18 protein-coding genes, 1 tRNA gene and 1 other annotated feature are annotated in these 24,064 nt (G+C 55.7%); of the genes, 7 read left to right on the top strand and 12 right to left on the bottom strand.

The window, feature by feature from the left end; translation table 11 throughout:
• Positions 1 to 117 precede the first annotated feature (117 nt).
• The 8 genes from ACQZ51_RS17080 to scpA all read right to left on the bottom strand — a co-directional run bounded on the left by ACQZ51_RS17080 (position 118) and on the right by scpA (position 12,183).
• Entirely contained in the window at positions 118 to 1,329 is a 1,212-nt protein-coding gene (locus ACQZ51_RS17080; protein ID WP_448779002.1) for a GIY-YIG nuclease family protein, read from the bottom strand.
• Positions 1,329 to 3,431 carry a DEAD/DEAH box helicase gene (locus ACQZ51_RS17075; RefSeq protein ID WP_448779001.1) on the bottom strand — a complete coding sequence of 701 codons (2,103 nt, stop codon included), beginning with the start codon at positions 3,429 to 3,431 and terminating at the stop codon, positions 1,329 to 1,331. The genes ACQZ51_RS17080 and ACQZ51_RS17075 overlap by 1 nt, the downstream gene beginning before the upstream one ends.
• Complete coding sequence (locus tag ACQZ51_RS17070; protein ID WP_448779000.1) at positions 3,431 to 6,097, bottom strand: class I SAM-dependent DNA methyltransferase; 2,667 nt, start codon at positions 6,095 to 6,097, stop codon at positions 3,431 to 3,433. The genes ACQZ51_RS17075 and ACQZ51_RS17070 overlap by 1 nt, the downstream gene beginning before the upstream one ends.
• Before the next feature lie 42 nt (positions 6,098 to 6,139).
• Positions 6,140 to 7,135 (bottom strand): restriction endonuclease, encoded by a 996-nt coding sequence (locus tag ACQZ51_RS17065; protein ID WP_448778999.1) that lies wholly within the window; start codon positions 7,133 to 7,135, stop codon positions 6,140 to 6,142.
• Positions 7,136 to 7,464: 329 nt separating this feature from the next.
• Positions 7,465 to 8,577 (bottom strand): tyrosine-type recombinase/integrase, encoded by a 1,113-nt coding sequence (locus ACQZ51_RS17060; RefSeq protein WP_448778998.1) that lies wholly within the window; start codon positions 8,575 to 8,577, stop codon positions 7,465 to 7,467.
• Positions 8,578 to 8,768: 191 nt separating this feature from the next.
• On the bottom strand, positions 8,769 to 9,227 hold the full coding sequence (locus ACQZ51_RS17055) for a hypothetical protein (protein WP_448778996.1): 459 nt from the start codon (positions 9,225 to 9,227) through the stop codon (positions 8,769 to 8,771).
• A 562-nt stretch (positions 9,228 to 9,789) separates the two neighbouring features.
• Positions 9,790 to 9,879, bottom strand: a tRNA-Ser gene (locus ACQZ51_RS17050).
• Positions 9,880 to 10,041: 162 nt separating this feature from the next.
• On the bottom strand, positions 10,042 to 12,183 hold the full coding sequence (gene scpA / locus ACQZ51_RS17045) for a methylmalonyl-CoA mutase (protein ID WP_448778994.1): 2,142 nt from the start codon (positions 12,181 to 12,183) through the stop codon (positions 10,042 to 10,044).
• Between the two features lie 214 nt (positions 12,184 to 12,397).
• Here scpA and ACQZ51_RS17040 point away from each other — a divergent pair, with 214 nt between their 5' ends.
• Entirely contained in the window at positions 12,398 to 13,021 is a 624-nt protein-coding gene (locus ACQZ51_RS17040; protein ID WP_448778992.1) for a nucleotidyltransferase family protein, read from the top strand.
• Here the strand turns inward: ACQZ51_RS17040 and ACQZ51_RS17035 are convergent.
• From ACQZ51_RS17035 to ACQZ51_RS17025, 3 genes are read right to left on the bottom strand one after another with little or no spacing between them, the layout of a single operon-like run.
• Positions 13,004 to 13,708: an XdhC family protein gene (locus ACQZ51_RS17035; RefSeq protein ID WP_448778990.1), complete on the bottom strand. Its 705-nt coding sequence runs from the start codon at positions 13,706 to 13,708 to the stop codon at positions 13,004 to 13,006. The two genes, ACQZ51_RS17040 and ACQZ51_RS17035, sit on opposite strands and share 18 nt — an antisense overlap.
• Positions 13,708 to 14,049, bottom strand: a complete 342-nt coding sequence (locus ACQZ51_RS17030) for an XdhC family protein (protein ID WP_448778988.1) — start codon at positions 14,047 to 14,049, stop codon at positions 13,708 to 13,710. The genes ACQZ51_RS17035 and ACQZ51_RS17030 overlap by 1 nt, the downstream gene beginning before the upstream one ends.
• Before the next feature lie 46 nt (positions 14,050 to 14,095).
• Positions 14,096 to 14,671 (bottom strand): DUF6030 family protein, encoded by a 576-nt coding sequence (locus tag ACQZ51_RS17025; RefSeq protein WP_448778987.1) that lies wholly within the window; start codon positions 14,669 to 14,671, stop codon positions 14,096 to 14,098.
• A 184-nt stretch (positions 14,672 to 14,855) separates the two neighbouring features.
• On the opposite strand from ACQZ51_RS17025, the gene paoA reads away from it, so the two are divergent.
• From paoA to ACQZ51_RS16995, 6 genes are all read left to right on the top strand, one after another.
• Complete coding sequence (gene paoA, locus ACQZ51_RS17020; RefSeq protein ID WP_243257878.1) at positions 14,856 to 15,491, top strand: aldehyde dehydrogenase iron-sulfur subunit PaoA; 636 nt, start codon at positions 14,856 to 14,858, stop codon at positions 15,489 to 15,491.
• Positions 15,488 to 16,438 (top strand): FAD binding domain-containing protein, encoded by a 951-nt coding sequence (locus ACQZ51_RS17015; RefSeq protein ID WP_448778984.1) that lies wholly within the window; start codon positions 15,488 to 15,490, stop codon positions 16,436 to 16,438. Before paoA ends, ACQZ51_RS17015 begins: the two co-directional genes overlap by 4 nt.
• Before the next feature lie 3 nt (positions 16,439 to 16,441).
• On the top strand, positions 16,442 to 18,640 hold the full coding sequence (gene paoC, locus ACQZ51_RS17010; RefSeq protein WP_448778982.1) for an aldehyde oxidoreductase molybdenum-binding subunit PaoC: 2,199 nt from the start codon (positions 16,442 to 16,444) through the stop codon (positions 18,638 to 18,640).
• 329 nt (positions 18,641 to 18,969) lie between these two features.
• Positions 18,970 to 20,736, top strand: a complete 1,767-nt coding sequence (locus ACQZ51_RS17005; RefSeq protein ID WP_448778980.1) for a sensor domain-containing phosphodiesterase — start codon at positions 18,970 to 18,972, stop codon at positions 20,734 to 20,736.
• Between the two features lie 50 nt (positions 20,737 to 20,786).
• Positions 20,787 to 21,788, top strand: a complete 1,002-nt coding sequence (locus ACQZ51_RS17000) for a diguanylate cyclase domain-containing protein (RefSeq protein ID WP_448778978.1) — start codon at positions 20,787 to 20,789, stop codon at positions 21,786 to 21,788.
• A 114-nt stretch (positions 21,789 to 21,902) separates the two neighbouring features.
• Positions 21,903 to 21,958: a sequence feature (sul1 is cis-regulatory element that is thought to sense ions involved in sulfur or methionine metabolism; They are found in Alphaproteobacteria), on the top strand.
• A gap of 67 nt (positions 21,959 to 22,025) precedes the next feature.
• Entirely contained in the window at positions 22,026 to 23,492 is a 1,467-nt protein-coding gene (locus ACQZ51_RS16995) for a SulP family inorganic anion transporter (RefSeq protein WP_448778976.1), read from the top strand.
• A gap of 63 nt (positions 23,493 to 23,555) precedes the next feature.
• Here ACQZ51_RS16995 and ACQZ51_RS16990 read toward each other — a convergent pair whose 3' ends face one another.
• On the bottom strand, positions 23,556 to 23,933 hold the full coding sequence (locus ACQZ51_RS16990) for a PH domain-containing protein (RefSeq protein WP_448778974.1): 378 nt from the start codon (positions 23,931 to 23,933) through the stop codon (positions 23,556 to 23,558).
• Between the last annotated feature and the right edge of the window lie 131 nt (positions 23,934 to 24,064).

Genomic DNA, 24,064 nt, shown 5'->3' with positions numbered 1-24,064 from the left:
AACGACCATTTTGGCGGCGCGAGGCTGCCCCTTCCTCAACTCAACTTGGACCGGGTGCTAGCAGGAGCCAGGATAAGACGGCGAACGTGACCAGAACATTGACCAGCCAAACGAGAGTCACGAGGAGGCTAACTTCACAATCCTCTGTGTGTCGCGGTCATAGCGGTAGAGATGAAGCGTGCCTTCCTTAATCAGGTTGGCCGCTTGCGCGACATGTTCCGGCAGGACATAAAACCATTCGCGGGGTCTGATCCTTTTGCCGAAGCGATCCATGATAAAGAGCTCGCCGGGGCGGGCTGAATCAAAGAAGCGATGCAGAAGATTTTCTACCTTGGTGCGTGATAGGTTTTGCAGCTCAAATGTTGCAACAATCTCCACCGGAGACAGCAAGAAGGTTGGGTCATTGCGGGCATCTGCCACCCGCCGCTTCACATCTTGTGAGGTAACGCCGATCTTGTAGAGAAGGTTGCGCTCACGCTTGATTGCGGGATCTTCTGAAAGGCTGCGTGCCACATAGATTGTGCCCGAAAGTGAAACCTTGTCGGTCTCCCAATCGGGGTCAAGCGGTCCTAAGCCGAGGCGCTGGATGACGCGGGCGGTTCTGTCTTCTGTCAATGATTTTCGAAACGATGACATCAAGGGATCGCTCTCCATGCCATTGGAGAAAATCACCCGAAGGCGATGATCGCGCGCGCCGCCGCGCTGCGTGGTTTCGCTCTTTTCGGCAATATAGGCCAGAAGCCCGTTGCGGATGAAGAAATCACCTTCCACTGGCTCAATGATCGCCCATTTCTCAATCAACGTCGCCTCGCGCGCGCCGCTGTCCAGCCCCTGTTGCATTGTCTCAAACAGGGCAGAGAATTGCTCAAAATCCCGACAGGGAATGAAATCGGCGCGATGGTCCGGAAGCTGGCGTTCTGCTGCGGGGGTAACATGGCGAAGCTGAACAATGTCGGCTTGAATATCCAATGCGTCATCGGCAAAAATATCGTCAAGCGAATCGGGAACATCGTCGTTATCAATGTCGTCACGCCAAGAAATCGTCTCCTTGGCCGCTTTGAGCGTCAGTAGATCCAGCCGGTCCGCTTGCCGCACCTCATCGCTGGGGGCTTTTGCCAGACCCTCCCAGATGGTTCCCAGCCGCATTTCTTCGTGATTGGAGGCGTTGGCATCGGGCAGGCGGCCATGCTGCTCGTAAAAGCGCGTTACATCCTGCATGATGGATACGGTGCCATTGCCCTGAGACGTGGCTCTGATTTTAAGCGTCACGTTCAAGAGGCCAAATTCATCTGGCTCGTTGAAAATATCATCCAGCGTCGGGCGCGGCATCAGACAGACCCTTCACGCAGCGTTTGCGCTTTGCGGTTTTTCAGCCAGGCCAAAGCCTCGGCCATGCGCTTTTCCAGCGGGTCAGAGGCATGCACATTGGGCTCGTGCCCCTCTTGTGCCCGAAAGCGCTTGATGCGCGGCCACAGGGTGCGGGCTTCTTCCTCACTCATCTGCACCCGCATCGCAACCATGGCCGATTGAACCTGCGACAGAAGCGGTCCATCAAAGCTACGCGATGCCACCTCAAAGCATTCCTGAAAGGCATTGACGCTGTCAATCAGGTCAATATCCAGCTCACGCACGTTGATGAAGCGCCGCACCATGGCCAGTAGCGTGTTGGGTGCCAGCCTGTCATCCGTTTCGTCGTCAGCCGTAGGTTGAGCGGTGGTTGTCTGGGTCTCATCCGCACCGAGAAAGGGCGTGCCAGCCTCCGCAAAGCCGCGTTCGGCCTCGCGCCGGGCGAGGGTCAGAATGTTCATGCGGGCGGCGAGATTTTGCCGGATGGCTTCCGCCTCGTCGTCGCTGAGGTTTTCGTAGCGATGCTCGATAATGTCGGTCAGAAGCATCTGGGTGGCAACTTCGGGCGCTGTATCCGGGGCAATAACCCGCGCGTCCACCGCCTGACAGGCGGTTGCCATCAGATCGGCCATATCATTTTCGCAGATCTCGCGGGCGCGGTCTGTGGGTGGCTCCATCAGGCCCTTGATGCCAATGGTGATGGTGCCTTGGCCGTCATCGGCAATTGGTTCGCGAATGTCGCCATCTTCCCGGCGATAGAATTTGAAATTTGGAGCCAGAACCTGTTCCATCAAAAGCGAGCCGGATATGGCTTTGAGCATATCGTTCACGGCATCCTTGACGGCTGCTGTCTCCACGCCCGGCTCGGCCACTAGGTTGGTAAACTTGGTTTTGAGCTTGCCCGGCGCATCGCGGGTGGCACGGCCAATGATTTGCACAATTTCGGTCAGCGAGGCGCGATAGCCGATGGTCAGCGCATGTTCGCACCAAATCCAGTCAAACCCTTCCTTGGCCATGCCCAGCGCAATGATAATATCCACCTTGGCGCGGTCCGCCACATCATCGCGCTTGCCGTCTGCACCTCTGATTTCGCGGGAAAGAGCAGCCTTCACCCCTTCGCGTTCCGGGCCATCATTGACCAGATCGGCTACTTTCAAGATTCGACCGTCCGACGTCTGAATGAGGTCAAAACCAGTGCCGTCCTCAACGCCGATATGCGTGCCGATAAGCGACTGTATGTCGCCAACCTCACCAAATTTGTCGCCGTAAGCCTCAGCGCCGCCGCGATGCGGAATGTGAATAATGGTCTTGAGCCCTGTGTCGAGCACATCCGGCAGACCATTGAGATATCGCCCGCGATAAAAACTATAATTGACCCCAAGCGCCTTGAGATATTCATAGCCCTCAAGCTGCTCGTAATAGGAATAGGTGATGGTGGTAAAACGTGCCTCATCCTCCGGGCGCAGCACCGGCACCGCATCGCCGCGAAAATAAGAGCCGGTCATGGCCATCACATGGCTCTGCCCACGGGTGATGATCCGGCGCAAAATCTCGCCCAGACGGTTGTTGTCGGCAGCGGACACATGGTGAAATTCGTCAATGGCCAGAAACACCGCGTCAAACGCCTCAATGCCGTGGGCGGCCTCCACCGCTTCAAAGCCAAAGCGAAATGTGGCGTGGGTGCAGACCAGCACACGGGCATCAGACTGGATAAACTCGGCAAAAGCCTTCACCTTCTGCGCAACAGACCCTTCTTCGGTGCCGGAAAGGCAAAGGTTCCAGCGGTCTTCCACCTGCCAATCGGCATCAAATCCATAGGATTTCAAATCGGTGGAGCGAAACGAGCCGCCAATCGAGGTTTCCGGCACGCAGACAATGGTTTTGGCAAGGCCTTGCTGGTGCAGCTTATCCAGCGCCACAAACATCAAGGCGCGGCTTTTGCCTGCAGCAGGCGGCGCTTTTAGCAAAATGAACTGCGCACTGCGGGCGGCATAAACACGGGCCTGCATGGGCCGCTGCCCCAGCGCATTGGTGGCCTTGGATTTGCCCGTGGCGGCGTAAGCAACATTGACCATCTCAACCATTATTTCGCTACCTGCTTCACTTTGGCCGCATAGAGCTTGAACAGCTTTTCCAGCCGCTCGGTGTCATTGCGAAAGGGCCTGCCAATATACATGCTTTCCAAAAGCGCATCATTGTCGCGGTGGGCCGCGCGCAAATCCTCGGGCATTTTGTCCGGGTCATAGAGATCGGCAATGGTTTTGGGATAATGCTTATACCGGGTTTTCAAAATACGCCGGGCCGAGGCTGAAAGCTGCGCCAACTGTTCATCGGTAAATTTGGGTACGGGAAACGTGTTCCAGCCAAGGGTGTTCGAGTACTGAAAATCAGATTTTAATTTGCCGCAGACAGTATCCGCCCAAACCCAATGCATCCTGGATGATATAATAGAGATCAGCCATTCCTTTCCGTCGTGAATAGCGAAATTCTTGTTTGAAGTTACGGTGTCGTTGCGAACGATTTCAACAGGAAGATATTGCCTACTTTCGGAGGTGATGCTTGGAATTAGGATCGAATGATTATTTCCGATATTGAACTCTCTGAACTGATGAGGTCGATCAGCTAACCGATATCCGTCAGACATATTTAGTCGGTTGGTTCTGGTTAGCTCTATTCTATTTCTAATCCAACTAATTGATTTTGCTCGATCTAGATCTTCATCAGAGATCCATAGACAGAAGCGTTCTACCCCGTTGATCAATTCGTATGAACCGACGAATTTCTTAACAAATTCGTCTGCATCAGGTTCATGCTCGATGAGGTCATCATATTCGGATTTTGATAGGATCAAGCCGCCGCCGTCGACCGGTTTATTGCCATAAACCATTGTTGGGAGACCAAACATCTCCATTCGGGTCGGATGGACGTATATATTGGCACCGTCAATTAGATACGCATTTATATCGTCAGAATCATGCGCTAAGTCGTCGACAAATATCTTTTTGCAAGGGACATTTTTGCTCGTCAGGCCAACGATGGAGCATATTACAGCGGCGTTTGACGAGGCATTATTTCTCCACTTGAACTTTCTATGTGCAAAAAAAATCTCGACGCCATCCTTCATAATATGCGGCCATAAAATCGGTACCGATTGCCCTTGGCAGATTGAATTTGTCGAAACAAATGCCGATCTAGCCGAACGCAATCGAATATAATTGGCAGCGTTGAAAAACCACGCGCTCACAAAATCTAGTGATGCGAACTTGTCGACTTTCCCTTTGAATATATGGGCAAGATCTGATTTTTGTTCGTCGCTTTGATAGGTGGACCCCAAAAACGGCGGATTCCCGGCAATATAAACCTCTTCCCCCTCCACAGGTGGCGGGCACACTGCATCCCAATCCAGCCGCAAGGCGTTGCCGCAGGTGATGTGCCCACCATCGCGCAAGGGCAGCAGGGCAGGCATACGGCCAAACACGTCTGCAAAGCGGGCATTGGCCTGATATTCGGCAATAAACAGCGCAAGCTTTGCGGTTTCAGCGGCAAAATCGGTGATTTCAATGCCAAAAAACTGGTTGAGGCTGACCGATGAAAACAGCACGTTTTGCGGATTGTCTGTCAGCTCGCCCAGCCGTTTCAAAATGCGCAGTTCGCGCTCGCGCATCTGGCGATAGGCCACCACCAGAAAATTGCCAGAGCCGCAGGCGGGGTCAAACACCCGGATTTTGGACAGGCGGTGAAGCTGGGCTTCCAGCGCCGGTGGCTTGTCCCAAGCCTTGTCGATGGCGCTATCCAGATCATCCAGAAACAGCGGCCCCAGCACTTTCATGATGTTTGGCACCGAGGTGTAATGCATGCCCAGCTCGGAGCGGGCTTTGGCATCGGCAATGGACTGGATCATCGAGCCGAAAATATCCGGATTGATCAGCTTCCAATCCAGACCTGCGGCATCGCGCAAGTAACGAAACGAGATCGGATCGAAATTCGGCGCATCAATGGCATCGGCAAACAAGCCGCCGTTGACATATTTGAACTTTTCCGTCCAGGCGGGCAGATTTGGGCGCTGCCCTTCTGGCAGGTTCATGGCGCTAAATGCCGTTACTATCGTGTCGCGGGCATGTTCGCCCTTGTTGCCACCATAGGAAAACACGGCGTGCGAGAACTGATCATCGGGAAAAACGCCTACATCCTCGGAGAACAGGCAGAAAATCAGCCGTGTCATGAACAGGTTCATGGCATGACGCCGCTCTGGCCCGGCCCAATCAGGATTGGCTCTCAACAGCGCATCATAGAGCTTTGCCAGTTTGCCGGTGGCCTTGATGTCCACCGGGTTTTCTTCGGCAGCCCGGTAGCGCTCCTTGCCAGCGGCGGGCAGGAAAAAGGCGAACTGGGTACCGAGTTCTCCAAACGGACAATGCAGGGTTTCGCCGGATTTGGGGTGTTCGGCGGCAATCATCTCGCCATCGGTCGCAATCAAAATTGCAGGCTTGGCTTTGGCGTTGCGCTTGGAAGCGCGCAGTGCATCCAGCATCTGGGCCGCCATGCCCGGCAGGGCCGGGACATAGTGAAATTTTGCATTGAGCAGCACGCCGCCCGCAAGATCAGACTTATTGGTGGTACCGGCCCGCAACTTCGACACCGTTGCCTGCGCATTATCCGTGGCCTGCGCAAAGGAATAGCCGAACTCGCCCGGATCGAATTTTTCCTTGGCAATGACATCCAGGGCGTCGGCAATTTCGGTGGGGTTCATGGTGGCTTTATACTCATCAATGGCAGAAAATTGGCTTTATGCTCAGGCGGGCACAAAAATACGCTTTAGGGGCACCAGCTGCTGTGTTTGCAAATCCAGCTTTTCATATTGCTCAAGCAGGCTTTTCACCAGATCATCAAGATCCATCAATGCCAGCGGTATATTGGCGCGTTCTGCCTCATACCGCGCCTCGCGGGTAAAGCCGCCTGTGCTGACATAAAGGCCCTTATCCTGCGGATGCCGCCCACCCAGAAAGCTTCGCACATCGGGCGCGCCCATGGCTCCCTTGCGGTGCTTTACTTCCACCACAATGCGCGGAGATTCAAACCCGAAGCCGTCTGGAGAGGCGACAATATCCTTGCCCCGATCTGGCCCCGCCTCTGAAACGCGGGTCTTGTAACCCAGCGAGCGCAACACGCCAGCCACAAGCTCCTGCATCTCATCCCACGCCAGCGCGTTGACCCTATCCTTGATAAACTCATGGGCGCGGCTCTCCATGGACTGAAACAGATCATCCTCTGTCGCATCTGTGGATGCCGCGACTGTTTCAGCCTTTGCGGATTGGCCAGAGGTCATGGCCTTTCTAAGCTCGAGAGTAACGTCGTTTGAAATCCGAAACAGGGTAGAAATCGATCCAAGGCTGTTGCGGCTTTCCAGGGTCAGTAAATCACGGCTGACCTCTCCCTGCCAGCGCACGGGCCGAAACTGCGCATCGTCTGGATCAACGGAAGAATCGTAGCGATAGGGGCCTGCCACTTCGCCGATGAGATAGACCCGCTGCGATGGATTGTATGTGACGACCATATCGCCAACATCAATTTCATTCACGAACCGATGAAGCTGACCCGCAGCCATGGCTACGGATTGAAGTTTTGTCTCCGGCCATGCTGCAAGCACAAGATCAGAAATTGCCTTGCGCGTCTTAACGTTGGTGAGGTCTCCCACCTCATTCCAACCGATTGCTACTGCCGAATGCTCCTTAAACGCATCAAACAGCCGCCCATTACGCTCGGCCCGCACCATCCAAGACTTGCTCATACCCACCCCACTTTATGGGGGTCATGTATCCTTCAGGGATAATATGCGCGCAAGGGTTTTTTAGCTCAAACAGTGATTGAATCGCCTTTTGTGCGTTCAATCTGAAGACTGCGGAGAACTTAGCCGATACCTCTCAACGTGACGACGTTATCATCTGTTGCGCTCAAAAACCTCTATGGTCGATATTATGAGTTTTTCCATTTCAGGTCCGGCATTGCGGATCCGCTCGGCCAGTTCATACGCTGGCGGGTTTTAGTGTCTTTCGGGAATCGTGGCGATGACGGTAAACGTATGGCGGCAACAGTCTTGCCGCCATACGAATTTGACCGTCAGTTCCCATCTAGCTCCATCAGGAGGATCGTGCGCACGACATTCTGTGTTTTAAGGCTCGCCCTCTCGGCAAGCTCACCAATGTCGCGAGCTGTCGGATTGCGCTCTTTCTCTCGCATCTTGCGGAACAGCTCCTGCTTCACGTCAGGATCGACATCGCCGTAATACTTTGAGGTGGTGCTTATCTGCTCATGACCAAGGTTCTGGCTGAGCGCCTTCATGTCGCGCAATGACACGGCCCACTCATCGCAGAGTTTTGCAACGGTTGAGCGAACCGCGTGGGGCTTGAAATAAGGGACACCCGCGGCAGCGGCTGCCCGACGCAAGACCTGCCGAACGGGAGCCGCAGTCGTCAGAAATTCGAGCTCAATGCTCTGTCGGCCAACCCACGGCTTGAACGGTGCCGTCGGAAAGAGAGGGGCATCGTCCCCGGCACCCATGTTCCTCAGTTCTGCAATCCACTCAATGACGATGCTTTCAACGTCGTCACCCACTGGAAACCAGTCGACGAAACTCGTCTTGCTGAACTTGGTTTTCACCTCGCGTGCGTCTTGGAAAACCTGCTTGCGGTCGATATCGACATGTTTGAGGCGAAGTGAGATCAGCGCACCGTCGCGGACACCAAATAGGAAGAGCGCGGCCAGCATCGCACGGTTCCGCCGTTGTGCCGGCGCATCCGCCGGCATTTGCTCCAAGATGGTCCGGAGTTGATCCGCGCTGGGGACATACTTCTGGGCCGCTGCTCCTGCCAACTCGACGAGATGACGAGAGGGGTTGAAATGATTGTACAGCTGCCGGGTGATGGAGCGCCTGTAGCCCTCCTGATTGGAAAGCCACGAGAAGAAGGCCTTCAGGTTTCCAAAGGTGTGTACGATAGTCGAGGCGGACAGCCCCTCTTTGCCGATCTTGTCAACCGGGCCAATCAGCTCTTCTTTAAACTCTTCAATCATCCTGAGGGTAACGGCTCGAAAGTCCACTGAACCCGTGTGCTCCTCGAACTGCCAGATGTGACGGAGGATGTCGTTGACGGTCTTGGGATGAAACCCCTTACCGTGCCTCAGCTCGCCTTGATAGAGATAGACGATTGAGGCGTTAGTCTTTGATGCATTCATATTTCTATCTTTCGATTCAATGCGATCTATCGAGACCGCATGGGATTGCCTTGCCAAAGTGAATCCTAGGCTTGGGAATAATGTCTTTGGCGGAGCGAGCTCCATGGTTGGAAAATGGACTGGGTCCTGAGGCGGCCCCGGATTCGAGACCGCCCGATTTGCACAATCGCGGAGTGAACTAGCGAAACATATTAGTCGCGAGTCTCGCGTCCGGGATTGGCTTCACGAAGCTTTCGGATCGTATCGACCTCTTCACTACAAACGTATCTGTTTGCCGTCACTCCAGTTTCTGGGCAGGTGATGGATGCGCGGAAGACCCCGAGCGTCCGACCGGGATCGATCGAGATCTCGTCATTGATCAGTGAATGAGAGCCTTTGCAGCCAAAGCAGTTGACCATAAAAGGGGCAAGTGGCGCCCCGGAAGCCCGTTCTCTGCGACGAGCGTGAAAGGCGTTCAGGTCTTTGCCACGAAACAAACGTACGTCGCCGTCGACAAAACGCAGTCCCTCGGCGATCCAGTTCGTGAGCGTATTGCGTGAGATTTCATAGAGCTTGATGACATCATCGTTAGCGTAAAGCTGATGAACCCTAGCTTTCCTCTCACTCTGGAGATTACGACGCTTCTTGCGAGGAGAGGCGGACCCGGTCATTGGCCAGCCTCCTGGCGCGCAACCTCGAACGAGAGGATGTCACTCATCCTCCAACGCGTAGTGCCATTCAGGATTTTGATCGGCTTTGGGAAAGCCGGGTTTTGTTTGGTATGGCGCCAGACTGTCTGGATGCTGATCGAATAGCGGCGCGCGACAGCCTGGACAGAAAGATAGCATTCCTCTGCGTGCGCGCTGGTGGAGGCAGGAGCCTTACGCTTGCGAGGAGGGTCGGAGCATTCTGATGCAAGAGACTTTGAGGCGGGCTTAGTCGCTACGTCACTTGATGGAGTAGCTTCAGAAGTACCAAGGCCAGAGAAAAGGCCCAACTGCTTTATTGAAGACATAGAGATCCCTTTTGTGAGGATCCCGCACGTCTTGCGCAGAATTGTTGCTTAATGAATCTCATGTAATCGAATATCATAACGAATAGCAACCGGTCGATCTGATTTTTTCTTGGGGATTGTGGGAAAAAATAGAACGAAAATCACGTGGCGGGCTGACTGGCGGGCCAATTCCAGCTAGTCAAAAATTTCCATATAAATCAATGAGATAGCTAAGGTGATGGCGGAGAGGGTGGGATTTGAACCCACGATACCCTTGCAGGTATGCCGCATTTCGAGTGCGGTGCATTCGACCACTCTGCCACCTCTCCGCGGGCACGAACTGTAAGGTTCGTGCGGGCGTTCTCATAACCAGCAATCAGGGTGCTTGCAAGGGGTAAATGTCTGTTCGGTCTGTTGGTGGTCAAGTTTTTGTCGGTTTTGTGAAATAGTGTCCGGCGACCTTGTGTTGAGGGCCGCCGGGTGTGTGGGGTTCAGCTGTTGCGAAGCCGGCCTTGCATCAGGTCGATGACGGCACGGGCGGCTTCCAGCACGTTGGTGCCGGGGCCGAAGACGGCGGCTACGCCGTGGTCGAGAAGATATTGATAGTCTTGTCTCGGAACGACGCCGCCGACGATGACGATGACATTTTCCGCACCTTTTGCCTTGAGAGCCTCCACCAGTTGCGGGGCGAGCGTTTTGTGGCCGGCGGCCAGCGATGACATCCCGACGACATGCACCTTGTTCTTGACGGCCAGATCGGCCGCTTCGGCCGGTGTCTGGAACAAAGGACCGGCAATGACATCAAAGCCGATATCGCCGAAGGCTGAGGCGATGATTTTTGCGCCGCGATCATGCCCGTCCTGCCCGAGCTTGGCGACGAGCATTTTGGGCTTCCCGCCCACGACTGTGGCCAGTTCTCCCAACCGGGTGCAAAGGGTCATATATTCCGGATCGTTCTCGTAGGCTGCGCCATAGACATCATGAACGACTTCGGGAACAGCGGCGTGGTCGCCAAACACGCTGCGCATGGCGTCGGAAATTTCTCCGACCGTTGCACGGGCGCGGGCGGCGTCGATTGCGGCTTCCAGCAGGTTGCCCTTACCGGTTTGGGCAATCTGTGTGATCACTGAGAGTGTGGCCTCTACCGTTTGCGCATTGCGTTGACGGCGAACCGTTTCCAGACGCCTGATCTGTGCTGCGCGCACAGCGCTGTTGTCGATATCGAGAATGTCGATCGGGTCTTCGTTCTCCAACCGGTATTTGTTCACGCCAACGATGATTTCCTCCCCGCGATCCACGGCGGCCTGTCGCCTTGTCGCCGCTTCTTCGATCAGCCGTTTGGGAAGGCCGTCGTCCACAGCCTTGGTCATGCCGCCGAGCGCCTCGACCTCCTCCATCAGCGCCCATGCCTTTTCGGCAAGTTCGCTGGTCAGGCTTTCAACATAATAGGAGCCTGCTAGGGGGTCGACCACCTTCGTCACGCCGGTTTCGTGCTGCAGGATCAATTGCGTGTTGCGGGCGATGCGTGCTGAAAACTCGGTTGGCAATGCCATTGCTTCATCCAACGCATTGGTATGCAGCGATTGTGTTCCGCCCAGCACAGCCGACAGGGCTTCATAAGCCGTGCGGATGACGTTGTTGTAAGGATCCTGCTCCTGCAGGGATACGCCTGACGTCTGGCAATGGGTGCGCAGCATCAGCGATGCAGGTTTTCGCGGCTTGAATTCCTCCATGATGCGCGACCAGAGCAGACGGGCCGCGCGCAATTTTGCCGCTTCCATGAAAAAGTTCATGCCGATGGCGAAGAAGAACGAGAGACGCCCGGCGAAATCATCGACATTGAGGCCCTTGGCGATGGCGGCGCGCACATATTCCCGGCCATCCGCGAGGGTGAAGGCGAGTTCCTGAACGAGCGTCGCACCCGCCTCCTGCATGTGATAGCCGGAAATCGAGATCGAGTTGAAGCGCGGCATTTCGCGCGCGGTATATTCGATGATATCGGCAATGATGCGCATGGAGGGTTCTGGCGGGTAGATATAGGTGTTGCGCACCATGAATTCTTTGAGAATGTCGTTCTGGATCGTGCCGGAGAGATCCGAAATAGCGCAGCCTTGTTCTTCACCGGCAACGATGAAGCTTGCAAGAATGGGGATGACCGCGCCATTCATGGTCATGGAAACGGACATGTCCTTAAGCGGAATGCCATCAAAGAGGATTTTCATGTCCTCGACGCTATCGATGGCGACACCCGCCTTGCCGACATCGCCTTCAACGCGCTCATGGTCACTGTCATAACCGCGATGGGTGGCCAGATCGAACGCAACGGAAAGGCCCTTCTGGCCAGCGGCCAGATTGCGCTTGTAGAAGGCGTTCGATTCCTCCGCAGTCGAAAACCCGGCATATTGGCGGATTGTCCAGGGGCGCCCGGCATACATGGTGGCACGAGGTCCACGCACGAAGGGCTTGAAGCCCGGCAGGCTGTCGAGGTGGGGAATGGTCTTCGTGTCGTCTGCCGTATAGAGCGGCTTGACGTCTATCCCCTCAGGGGTATGCCAGACAAGGCTGTCGGGGGAGCGTTTGAGTTCCTTCTCAGCAAGTCCCTGCCAGTCCTGTAGCGTCTTGTCGCCTGACATACATCTCTCCTCTGCAACCAGTATCACCGTTTAGAGACGGCAATATTACCACCATCAATTGACGCAACCCGTCAGCGGCCACGTAGGACAATACTAGCCTGAACAGGTTACACAATCGCAACCATTGGGTAAGTCCGATTTTAGAATGGGTTGACCTCCCCGGTTTGGTGAGGCGGGTGAAGCCGTGTATGGGAAATGAAAAGGGGATTACTGAATGCGTGTTGCAATCGTTCTGCTCGCTGCCGGAATGTCCAGCCGCACAGCGCAAAGTGGCTCTCACAAACTCCTGGCGGAGTTTGATGGCATTCCCTTGCTGCGCCAGATGGCGATGGCCGCAAGGCAAAGCAACGCCGCCTCTGTGACGGTTGTCCTGGGGCACCGGCATGAGGAGCTTAGCGCTGTGCTTGATGGTCTTGATATAGCCCGGGTGGTCAACGCAAACCATGCGTCGGGGATGGCGAGTTCGATTGCGTCTGGGCTGTCGGTGCCGCAAGCCCAAGGCGCGGATGGGGTTATGGTGATGTTGGCCGACATGCCGAAAATTTCCAGCGAACACTTGAACCAGATGATCTCGACCTTCGAGCAAGCGGGAAGGCTTGCAATCGTGCGGGCTGTCGCTGACGGCAAGCCTGGTAACCCGGTTATCCTGCCACGCTCCATGTTTGACGATCTCAGCCGACTTGAAGGAGACGTCGGCGCACGTGGTCTTATCAAGGCATCCGGTCTTCAGATCATCGATGTGGAGCTGGGGTCGGCTGCCCTGATGGATGTGGATACGCCGGAGGCGATTGCAAGCGCTGGCGGCGTTCTGGCCAAGCCCTCAAGCGTTGCGCTTTGACAGGCTCTTGTCACCGAAGCGCATTGTGGAAATGATTTCGGCCAGGATTGAAACTGCGATTTCAGCGGGGCTGACTGCACCGATGTTCAAGCCTACCGGCCCGTGGATGCGCTGTAGGTCAGGCTCGTCAAAGCCCTGAGCGGCCAACCTTTTCAGCCGCGCCTCGTGCGTTTTTCGCCCACCAAGAGCGCCCACGTAAAAGCAACCTTTCCGGAGGGCATCCATCAAGGCGAAGTCATCGATCTTGGGATCATGGGTCAAGGCGACCACGGCCGTGTGCCGGTCAAGCGGTCGTGCCTGCAGCACATCTTCAGGCCAATCGGCAATGAGGTCGGTGCTGGCAAAGCGCTCAGGTGTGGCAAATGCCGTTCGCGGATCGATCACCACAACATCAAGGCCTGTCAGCTTTGCCATGTGCACCAGCGTCTGGCTGATATGGACTGCACCGATGATGACGACGCGGGGCGAGGGGACATAAACATTGATGAAATGATCGATGCCCTCAATCGTGATGCCAGAGGATTTCCGGGACTGGAGGGCGGTGGCAACGGCCTCACCCAGAGCACCGGATGGTATCGCTTCCGAGGCAATAACTTCGACGGTACCGCTTTGAAGATTGGTCACGGTGGCCACTGCCACGCGGTTGCTGCGCAAGGCGTTGAGGGTCTCAAGTGTTGCGGCATCCATTAGTGAAGTTTCTCCACATAGACTCGGATGCGGCCACCGCAGGATAACCCAACCGACCAGGCCGTCTGGTCCGCCACGCCGAAGTCGAGCATTCTGGGCTGTCCTTCCTCGATAACATCGAGTGCGGCGGAGATAACTGCACCCTCGACGCATCCGCCTGAAACAGACCCTTCGAAATGGCCGTCAGCGTCGATTACCAGGTGACTGCCGACCGGCCTTGGCGCCGAGCCCCAGGTTTCTATAACTGTTGCGATGGCGACTGATCGCCCTTGGGCTCGCCATTCCTGTGCATGGACCAACGGGTCATTGAGAGAATGGGTGTCTTTGCTGTCAACCGTCATCAGTTTTCCTGCCCCCGAAGTGGGCTTGCCATTTATCTCGAACGCTTCATTGCTCTGCCTTGTCTGGTTGCGGCTGTGGCGTCGTTCGGGTGCCGAACAGATTGTAACGGTTGGGATCACCCCGTTCCTGTCTGTATTTCAGCGTTGCCTCTCCGAAAGCGATCTCCATATCCAGCCCAGATGCCAGAACCATCTCTAAATCCTTTAGCGGCATATTCGTTCCGAGCAGTGAATAGACGATGTTGGCAGCGCGGGCGGCCAGCACCTGACGTGACAGGACGGAGCCGAAATTGAGCTTGATGCGGAAGTTGCTCCACACGCCCGGTTCCACGCCCCGGATTTGCAGAAAAAGCGATGGTTTATGGCCCGTCTCCGCATAGTCTATGACGTAGGTGCACTGCCATTCACCGGTGTCATACGCGGTGAACACGGGCTTTTCTGGCGACGAGAGGTCCGCAATGCCCAGGCACCGTTTTTCGTCGAAGCCAAAAAATGTCCTGACAGACGGGCTCCCCTGGACAGGGTGCCGTTGCGTCTTCGGCGATTGCGAGACGTGTAAAACCGTTGTGGGCCGCGTTTCAACGCCAAGCACAAACAGAGATATGATAGAGGCTAGAAGCATTTGATCTGAAGGCCATCCGTGTGAACAACAACTGTACCCCGCCGTAGCATATGCACAAGTGAAACGATGACCGCGGAGTGGCAGTCGCCAACGGTCTTAGGGTTCAACTTTTCGTTTGTCGATGGCACCTTTGCGCTTGGACGCAGTTAGCCTTGCACCTCAAGCCATCGAAAAGGAGCGGGCCGTGCTCGACAGCGTCCGACTGGAACTTTCCCGACGAAACTTACTTATCTCCTCTGCCGCGACGATAGCGGCCACCGGCGTCGTCAAGAGCGCGGCGGCGCAAACTGCGGGGAGCCCAATGACACAATCATCCGAAGTCTCACTGACCGTGAATGGTCAGAACCATGTTCTTGATATGGATAACCGAACCACCTTGCTGGATGCGCTGCGCGAGCATCTTCATCTGACCGGCACCAAAAAGGGTTGCGACCACGGCCAGTGTGGCGCGTGCACAGTTCTGGTGGATGGAAAGCGCATCAATTCCTGTCTTTCGCTCGCCGTCATGCATGATGGCGATGAGGTGACCACCATCGAGGGCCTTGGCCAGCCGGGTGATTTGCACCCCATGCAGGCGGCTTTTGTCAAGCATGATGGTTTTCAGTGCGGTTACTGTACGCCGGGCCAGATCTGTTCCTCCATCGCCGTGCTGGAAGAAATCAAGGCCAACATTCCAAGCCACGTGACCGGCGATCTGACAGCAAAGACTCAGCTGACAGCAGATGAAGTTCGCGAGCGCATGAGCGGCAATATCTGTCGATGCGGGGCCTACTCGAACATTCTCGATGCCATTTCAGAAGTGGGGGGAATAAACGCATGAAAGCTTTTACCTATGAGCGCGCCTCCTCTGTCGAAGCCGCAGCCAAAGCTGTCGCATCCAATCCCGGTGCCAAATTCATTGCGGGTGGCACAAACCTTCTCGACCTGATGAAGCTTGAGATCGAGACGCCGACCTATCTGATTGATGTGAACGGGCTCGAACTCGATAAGATCGAGGCAACTGCGGAGGGTGGCCTTCGCATCGGCGCACTGGTCAGAAACACAGATCTTGCAGCCGATGAAACGGTCCGCCGCGACTATGGCCTGCTTTCGCGGGCGCTGGTCTCTGGTGCATCCGGACAGTTGCGCAACAAGGCAACGACGGCTGGCAATCTCTTGCAGCGCACGCGCTGTCCTTACTTTTACGATACCAACCAGCCTTGCAACAAGCGCACGCCCGGAAGCGGCTGTTCCGCCATTGGCGGCTATACCCGTCAGCTTGCCGTTGTTGGCGTAAGCGATGCCTGCATAGCAACGCATCCCAGCGATATGGCCGTTGCCATGCGCGCCCTCGACGCAACAATCGAAACCGTGAAAGCCGATGGGTCTCGTCGCTCCATTCCGATTGCGGATTTCTACCGTCTGCCGGGCGACACGCCGCATATCGAGAACACGCTTGAAGCAGGTGAATTCATCACCTCGGTTGTGTTGCCTCCACCCATCGGCGGTAAGCAGATTTACCGCAAGGTACGTGACCGTGCATCATACGCATTCGCGCTGATTTCTGTCGGTGCGATAATTCAGTCGGATGGAACAGGACGGGTTGCGGTGGGCGGTGTGGCCCATAAGCCGTGGCGTGTCGAGGCGGCTGAAAGCCAGTTGGCGGAAGGCGCGCCTGCCGCGACACAAGCCATTCTGGCAGATGCACGTCCCACAGAAGAGAACCGGTTCAAGATCGATCTTGTCGAGCGCACGCTTGGCGCCGTCCTGTCCGAAGCAAGGGGTTGAGCGATGAAATTTGATACACCAGCAACCACCAATCCCATTGATCGCCTGAAAGTCGTCGGCCAGCCTATCCGGCGCATCGATGGTGAGCTTAAAACAACCGGAGGAGCGAAATACGCCTATGAGTGGCATGACGGCAACGTGCCCTATCTCTATGGATATCCGGTGCACTCGGCAATTTCGAAAGGGCGCATCAAGTCCTTCAACCTGTCGGCGGCAAAGGGTTCCGAGGGCGTTGTAAGCGTCGTGACGAGCCTTGATGTCGGCAAGCGGGAGAAGGGCGAATACAACACCGCCAACCTGTTCGGCGGCGATGTGATCGAACACTACCATCAGGCAATTGCCGTTGTTGTGGCGAAAACATTCGAGCAGGCACGTGCTGCTGCTGCCTTGGTCAAGGTTGATTACGCTGAGGAAAAGGGTGTTTTCGATCTTGAAGCCGAAAAGGGCAATTCCGAAAAACCTGATGAATCCCAAAAGCCGGATACATCAGTGGGCGACTTTATAGCTGCCTTCCAATCGGCTGCCATTACAATCGACGAGACCTATACGACGCCCGATCAGTCTCACGCGATGATGGAGCCGCACGCGTCCATCGCCGCCTGGAATGGCGACGAGGTGACAGTGTGGACGTCAAGCCAGATGATCGACTGGTGGCGTTCGGACTTGGCGACGACGCTCGGGGTCGACAAGGACAAGATCCACCTCATGTCGCCGTTTATCGGCGGCGGATTCGGCGGTAAGCTGTTCCTGCGCGCAGATGCGGTTCTGGCTGCTTTTGCGGCCAAGGCCGTAGGGCAGCCGGTGAAGGTGACATTGCCGCGCCCGATGATTGCGAACAACACAACGCACAGACCGGCAACCATCCAGCGCATCCGCATCGGTGCTGGCAGCGATGGTAAGATTACCGCCATTGGCCACGAAAGCTGGTCTGGCAACCTGCCTGACGGTGCGCCGGAAACAGCTGTGAACCAGACGAGGCTGCTTTACGCCGGTGCAAACCGAATGACGGCGATGCGTCTGGCGCAGCTGGATTTGCCTGAGGGTAACGCCATGCGGGCGCCGGGTGAAGCGCCGGGCTTGATGGCGCTCGAAATCGCAATTGATGAAATTGCCGAAAAGGTCGGGATGGATCCGGTCCAGTTCCGCATCGTCAATGACACGCAGGTCGATCCCGAAAACCCTGAACGGCCGTTCTCGCACCGGGACCTCATCGGTTGCATGAACACCGGTGCCGAGAAGTTTGGCTGGTCTGAACGTCCCAAGGTCGCGTCGCGCCGGGATGGGAAGTGGCTAATCGGCATGGGCGTTGCAGCGGCCTTCCGCGACAATCTCGTCCTGCCGTCTGCCGCACGGGTGAAACTCGGCTCTGACGGTATCGTGACGGTCGAAACCGACATGACGGATATCGGCACAGGCAGTTACACTATCATCGCCCAAACCGCTGCCGAGATGATGGGCGTGACAGTCGATAAGGTTGCCGTGCAACTGGGCGATTCACGCTTTCCGATTTCCGCCGGTTCAGGCGGTCAGTTCGGTGCAAACTCCTCGACGTCAGGCGTCTACGCAGCCTGTGTGAAGCTGCGCGAAGCGATTGCCCAAAAGCTCGGCTTCAATTCGGACGATGCGCTGTTCGAAGATGGCATGGTCAAGTCCGGCAATCGGGCTGTCCCTCTTTCAGAAGCTGCGGGCACGGACGGGCTGGTGGGTGAAGACACGATGGAGTGGGGTAATCTCACGAAAACCCATCAGCAATCGACATTCGGCGCCCATTTCGTGGAAGTCGGTGTTGATAGCGCCACGGGCGAAATCCGCATCCGCCGTATGCTGGCGGTGTGCGCCGCAGGCCGTATTCTCAATCCGATCACCGCGCGCAGTCAGGTCATTGGTGCCATGACCATGGGTGCTGGCGGTGCGCTGATGGAAGAGCTTGCGGTCGATACGCGCCGTGGTTTCTTCGTCAACCACGACCTTGCCGGATATGAGGTGCCCGTCCATGCGGACATTCCGCATCAGGAGGTCGTCTTCCTTGATGAGACCGACCCAATGTCTTCGCCCATGAAGGCAAAGGGTGTGGGTGAGTTGGGCCTTTGCGGGGTCTCGGCCGCAATCGCCAACGCGATCTACAACGCGACGGGCGTTCGTCTGCGCCATTACCCGATGACGTTGGATAAGCTGCTTTCCGGCCTACCCGAAGTGGCTTGAAACCACCACGTAAATGCGTGCCTCCCCGGTTCTATTTCGGGGAGGCATGCTGCGTTTCGAGACAATTAAACTTTCGAATATTATAAAAGATAATTTGCTAACCATTGCCGCAACTGCACCGCAGGGATTCACTTTTCATTCAATGATTAGGCGGAATGATCACCGATAGAATTGAATTCTTTGGGCATGATGCCCCAGTTTGTCCGATCCCGTCTATCCACGTCAACCGTGGATATAAGCGCCGACATGGCTGCACCAAAAAATGAACCGCCCCCCACATTGTGGCTGCGCACAAAGGTAGCGCACCAGTGTTGCCATGGATTTTTATCATGCAGAATGAGATCGCACGCCTATCAAGCCTCAAGAATCTGAGGTTGCTCGATACGCTCCCCAGCGAAAGTTTTGACCGCATCACCCGGCTGGCCGCCAGCATTTTCGGCCTCCCGATCGCTGCTGTGTCACTCACAGACATGCAACGGCAATGGTTCAAATCGAAGGTCGGCATCGACCATTTCGAGATACCGCGTCACAAGGCGCCCTGCGCGAATGTGGCTGAATCCTGCAAACTCGTCGTGATCGAAGACTTCACGCAGGATGAATACTATGTCGACAGTGTTCTCGGAAATGCGGGAATTCGCTTTTACGCAGGTGCGCCATTGGTCACACAGGATGGATTTGGCCTGGGTGCACTCTGCGTACTGGGAACCGAGCCACGCCAGGTCACCGATGCAGAAATGGCAACGCTGAAAGATCTCGCGGCCATGGTGATGGATCAGGTTGAGCTGACCCATGCCATGGGGCGCATCGAAGCATCGAGCGGTCTGCCGAACCGGTTTCAGCTTTCCAATGATCTGTCGGATGCGGTTCTGCGCGGCGATAGCGGTGAGCGCATCATCGTTCTGCTCGATCTGGCGCAGACGGAACAGTTCGAACGGATCTCGCGTGTGCTAGGCCCCTCCTATCTGGATGACGTCATTCAGGCCGTTTCGCTGCTTCTGCGCAAGCATGTCGGTGACGAGGGCGCCGCCTATCATGTCGGCCCCACACAGTTTGCGTTTTTCGCGCCTCATCATATGAGTGCTGATCGCTATGTTGAATTCCTCAAGACGATGCTTGGCGAAATTCAGGACTATAGCGACACGCAAATTTCGATGTCGCCGTCCATTGGCATGGTTGCCTACGACCCGCAGAGCATGCCGCCGGACGACATTCTGAGATCGTTGCAAAGCGCCATTCAGGACGCCCACCAGAGCCCGACGAAAATCGGCATGTTTTCACCAGCCATCGACTTGCGCCACAGACGCAACTTCCGCATCCTCAACGATTTTCAAACTGCATTGACGGCGCCCGACCAGCTTTCTCTGGTCTTTCAGCCCCGGCTGGATGTTGCGAGCGGTGATGTTCACAGTGCAGAGGTTTTGCTGCGGTGGAACCACCCGGTGCTTGGTCCGATATCACCTGTCGAATTCATTCCTGTGGTCGAGGCCTCCGCATCTGCACGAGAGCTGACGGACTGGGTCATAAACGAGACGCTTGTCACGCTTGCGGCTTGGGAGCGCAGAGGCCTTCGTTTCAGTGTGTCCCTCAATCTCTCGGCCCTCAACCTCGAAGAACAAGACTTTTATGAGCGGTTGATGTCCAAGCTTGCTTCGTTCGACATCAGTCCCACGCAGATCGAGCTGGAATTGACTGAAACCGTGATGATGAAAGAGACCGATGGTGCTTTTGAACTGTTGAACCAGTTGAAGGCAGCGGGCATCCGCCTTGCCATCGATGATTTCGGGACCGGCTATAGCAGCCTTGCCTATCTCCAGAAATTGCCGGCAGACATTGTGAAGATCGACCGTTCATTCGTCTCGGACATGGAGAATGGAAACCGTGAACGGGTTCTCGTGCGCTCCATGATCGATCTTTCGCACAGCCTGGGTTATCGCGTCGTTGCAGAAGGCGTTGAAACGCTGGAGGCAGCCGATTTGCTGGGTGTGATGGGGTGCGACGAGATTCAGGGTTACTGGCTCTCGCGGCCTGTTGGAAGCGAGCAACTGTTTGCGTGGTTGATGGAACGTCAGCGCCCGAAAGTGGCTGCCGCAGGATAGCATTGCATTCGTGTTTGTACTGTGTCCCGGAGCCAAAAGACGGTGGTGAAATGAAGCATATCCTGCAACGAATGGTCAGTGGCACTTATCAATCCGATGATGAATTCCTGATTCTGCTCGATTCCCTGCCGATACCGCTGTCATGGGCGTCCTTCCCCGAAGGACTGATCCGATTCAGCAACAGTGCATTCATAAAAATATTTGGCTACCCGAATGGTCATTTCGCCACCATCGAACAATGGTTCAGCGAAGTTTATGTCAACGAGAGCGAGAGTAAGGCCGCTTGCAGCATGTGGGCGAACTCCTTGATACCGGGGGCCGTAGGCATAACAGATATTGAGCCACACGAAACGCAGATACGGCACGCGAACGGAGCAGTTGTTCCGGTTCTACATCGTGGCATCGTCATGCACGAATTCGGCCTCGTCATAACCATGTTTGAAGATCTGACGAACCACAAGCTTGCGGAACACGCTTTGAGGCGCATCGCTTACGAAGACGCATTGACCGGTCTGGGCAACAGGCGGATGCTTGAGGAGCGCTGGAACGCGGAACTGTCGCAACGCGCTACATTCACCTCCAGCAAGCTGATCGCGGTTCTGATGATCGACCTCGATAAGTTCAAACCAATCAATGATTGTTTTGGACATGCGGCAGGCGATGAAGTCTTGAAAAGCGCGGCAAACCGCCTCCGTCAATCTGTCCGCTCTGATGATACCGTTGTTCGGATGGGAGGAGACGAGTTTGTTATCCTGCTGACCGATCTGGCATCCCAGGCCGATGCAGAAAAAATCTGCCGGAGGATAACAGAAGCCTTTGACGAGCCGTTTGTGGTCGCCGGCAGAAATGTCTGCGTTGGCGCAACGGTGGGAGCGAGCCTTTATCTGCACCATGGCAACGATATCGAAACGCTCCTGAGTGCGGCGGACCAGGCGCTTTACCGCATGAAGCGCGAGGGCAGACACAACTGGGCATGGTTCGACCAATCCTTTAAACCGGCGAACGAACAATTGTCCTTCGCACCTGCTGTCATGGAGGTGAGGAACGCTTGAGGAGGGTTGCATGGCCTTCCCGACATGCGGCCGCGCCCTGACGATCTGTCCATCAGACTGTTTCCAATTCGGGCTTGCATCGAGAGATTTATTCGGTATTTAGAACATACTCACCACGGACCCGGTGAAACTCCGGGTGGCTCTTCTGGCCGCCGATCCGCCAGATAACGCAAATACCGCATGCCCATTTTACGACCGCTAACGATGCGTGTCGGCATGCTTTGCGAGATATCACATATGCAACTTACATCTATCCGTCGGGATTGGTCCGCCAATCCCCTGCGTGAAATGCTAGCCGGGGCCGTCGCGACATTCGCGCTCATTCCGGAAGTCATCGCGTTTTCCTTCGTCGCTGGCGTCGATCCCCAAGTCGGCCTCTTCGCCTCCTTCGTTATTGGCATCGTCATCGCATTTTCCGGTGGTCGTCCTGCCATGATTTCGGCTGCTGCCGGTTCCGTTGCGCTGGTCGCGGCGCCACTAGTCCATCTGCACGGCTTGCCCTATCTTTTCGCTGCGGGTCTGCTTGCCGGTGCGTTTCAGATCATATTCGGATTGCTTCGGCTTGGCGTGTTGATGCGGTTCGTTTCGAAATCCGTTCGAACAGGCTTCGTCAACGCCTTGGCAATCCTCATCTTTGCTGCCCAGCTTCCGCACATTATTGGTGGGGATGTTCTGGCCTATGGCATGCTGGCGGCAGGGCTTGTGCTGATCTATCTCGTTCCCCGGCTGACAACGGCCGTGCCTTCGCCGCTGATCTGTATTCTGGTTCTGACAGGGGTATCCATTTTCCTGCAATTGCCGGTCATGACCGTCGCCGATCTCGGGAAACTGCCGGACAGCCTTCCGATGTTCGCATGGCCTCAGGTGCCGCTGACGCTTGAGACGTTGAAGATCATCGTCGGGCCAGCCCTTGCCATCGCCATGGTGGGCCTGCTGGAATCCATGATGACGGCGAGTGTGGTGGATGATCTCACCGGCACGCCAAGCTCCAAGAACCGGGAATGCACGGGTCTGGGCATCGCCAACACCGCCGCCAGCCTCTTCGGCGGCATTGCCGGTTGCGGCATGATCGGGCAGACCGTCAGCAACGTGAAATATGGCGGTCGCGGCAGGCTGTCCACATTGTTTGCGGGTGCATTTCTGCTGATCTTGATGGTCCTCCTTAAGCCTTGGGTGTCTCAGGTTCCGGTGGCGGCACTGGTTGCCATCATGGTGATGGTGTCTATCGATACGTTCGATTGGTCATCCGTCAAAACGCTGATCGTTCATCCGAAAATGTCGAGCGTGGTTATGGTCGTAACTGTCATTGTGACGGTTCTGAGCTCCAACCTCGCGCTGGGTGTCGCCGTCGGCGTTCTGCTGAGCGGCGTCTTCTTCACCTTCAAGGTTGCCAGACTGCTGCGCGTTGAAACCGCCAAGGACGAAACGGCGCAGCGCGTGACGTACCGGGTGTCGGGTCAGGTTTTCTTCGCCTCGGCCGATGTGTTCGTGGATGCCTTCGATATCGAGGAGGCAAACGAGATGTCGGTGCTGATCGATATTTCACAAGCCCATTTTTGGGATATTACCGCTGTTGCCGCGCTGGAAAAGGTGGTGGATCGCTACAAGCAGCATGACATTCCGGTCACGGTTGTCGGCGTCAACGAGGCCAGTGCCACCTTGATCGAAAGCCTCGGCAGTGGAGCGAGCCTCAAGGAAATCTGATTTCGATATCCTTCAACCCACCGCGCTTAAATCATGAGCGCGGTGGTCTCTGACATCAGTTCCTTATCGCAGAACGCCTGTCGCAAGTGCGCGCTGAATGCCCCGCACGTCCGTCCCCTTTTTCAGCGTCTTGCTGATTGGCGTGCTGGAGCCTGAAACCCAGATTTTCAGTTCTGAATCAAGATCGAAGGTTCCGGCAGTCTCGACGGAAAACCGTGTGATGGCGCGGTAGGGGATGGAGGTATAATCCACCTTGCTTCCGGTTATGCCCTGAATATCGACAAGGATAATCCGGTACTGGGTAAACACGAAGAAGTCGCGGATGACTTTGAACGCCAGTTGCGGCTCTTCTCCATCCACCAGCACGCCATCAAGGCGCTTGTTCAAATCCGAAGGATCCACGGTTGATCCGTGACCCAGTAACCCGTCGAATAGACCCATCTGCAATCATCCTTTTATGCTCAAGCCATGGAAATGGAGTTTATGAGCACTTTGTTCAATATGCGGGACGCAGAGGGTGCGAAAACGCTGCCCGTACGCTTTGCATGAAACCATTGGTGGCCGTTGGCGTT

It is taken from the genome of Agrobacterium sp. CG674 (assembly GCF_053521645.1).
This window is presented reverse-complemented; position numbering and strand designations above follow the sequence as displayed.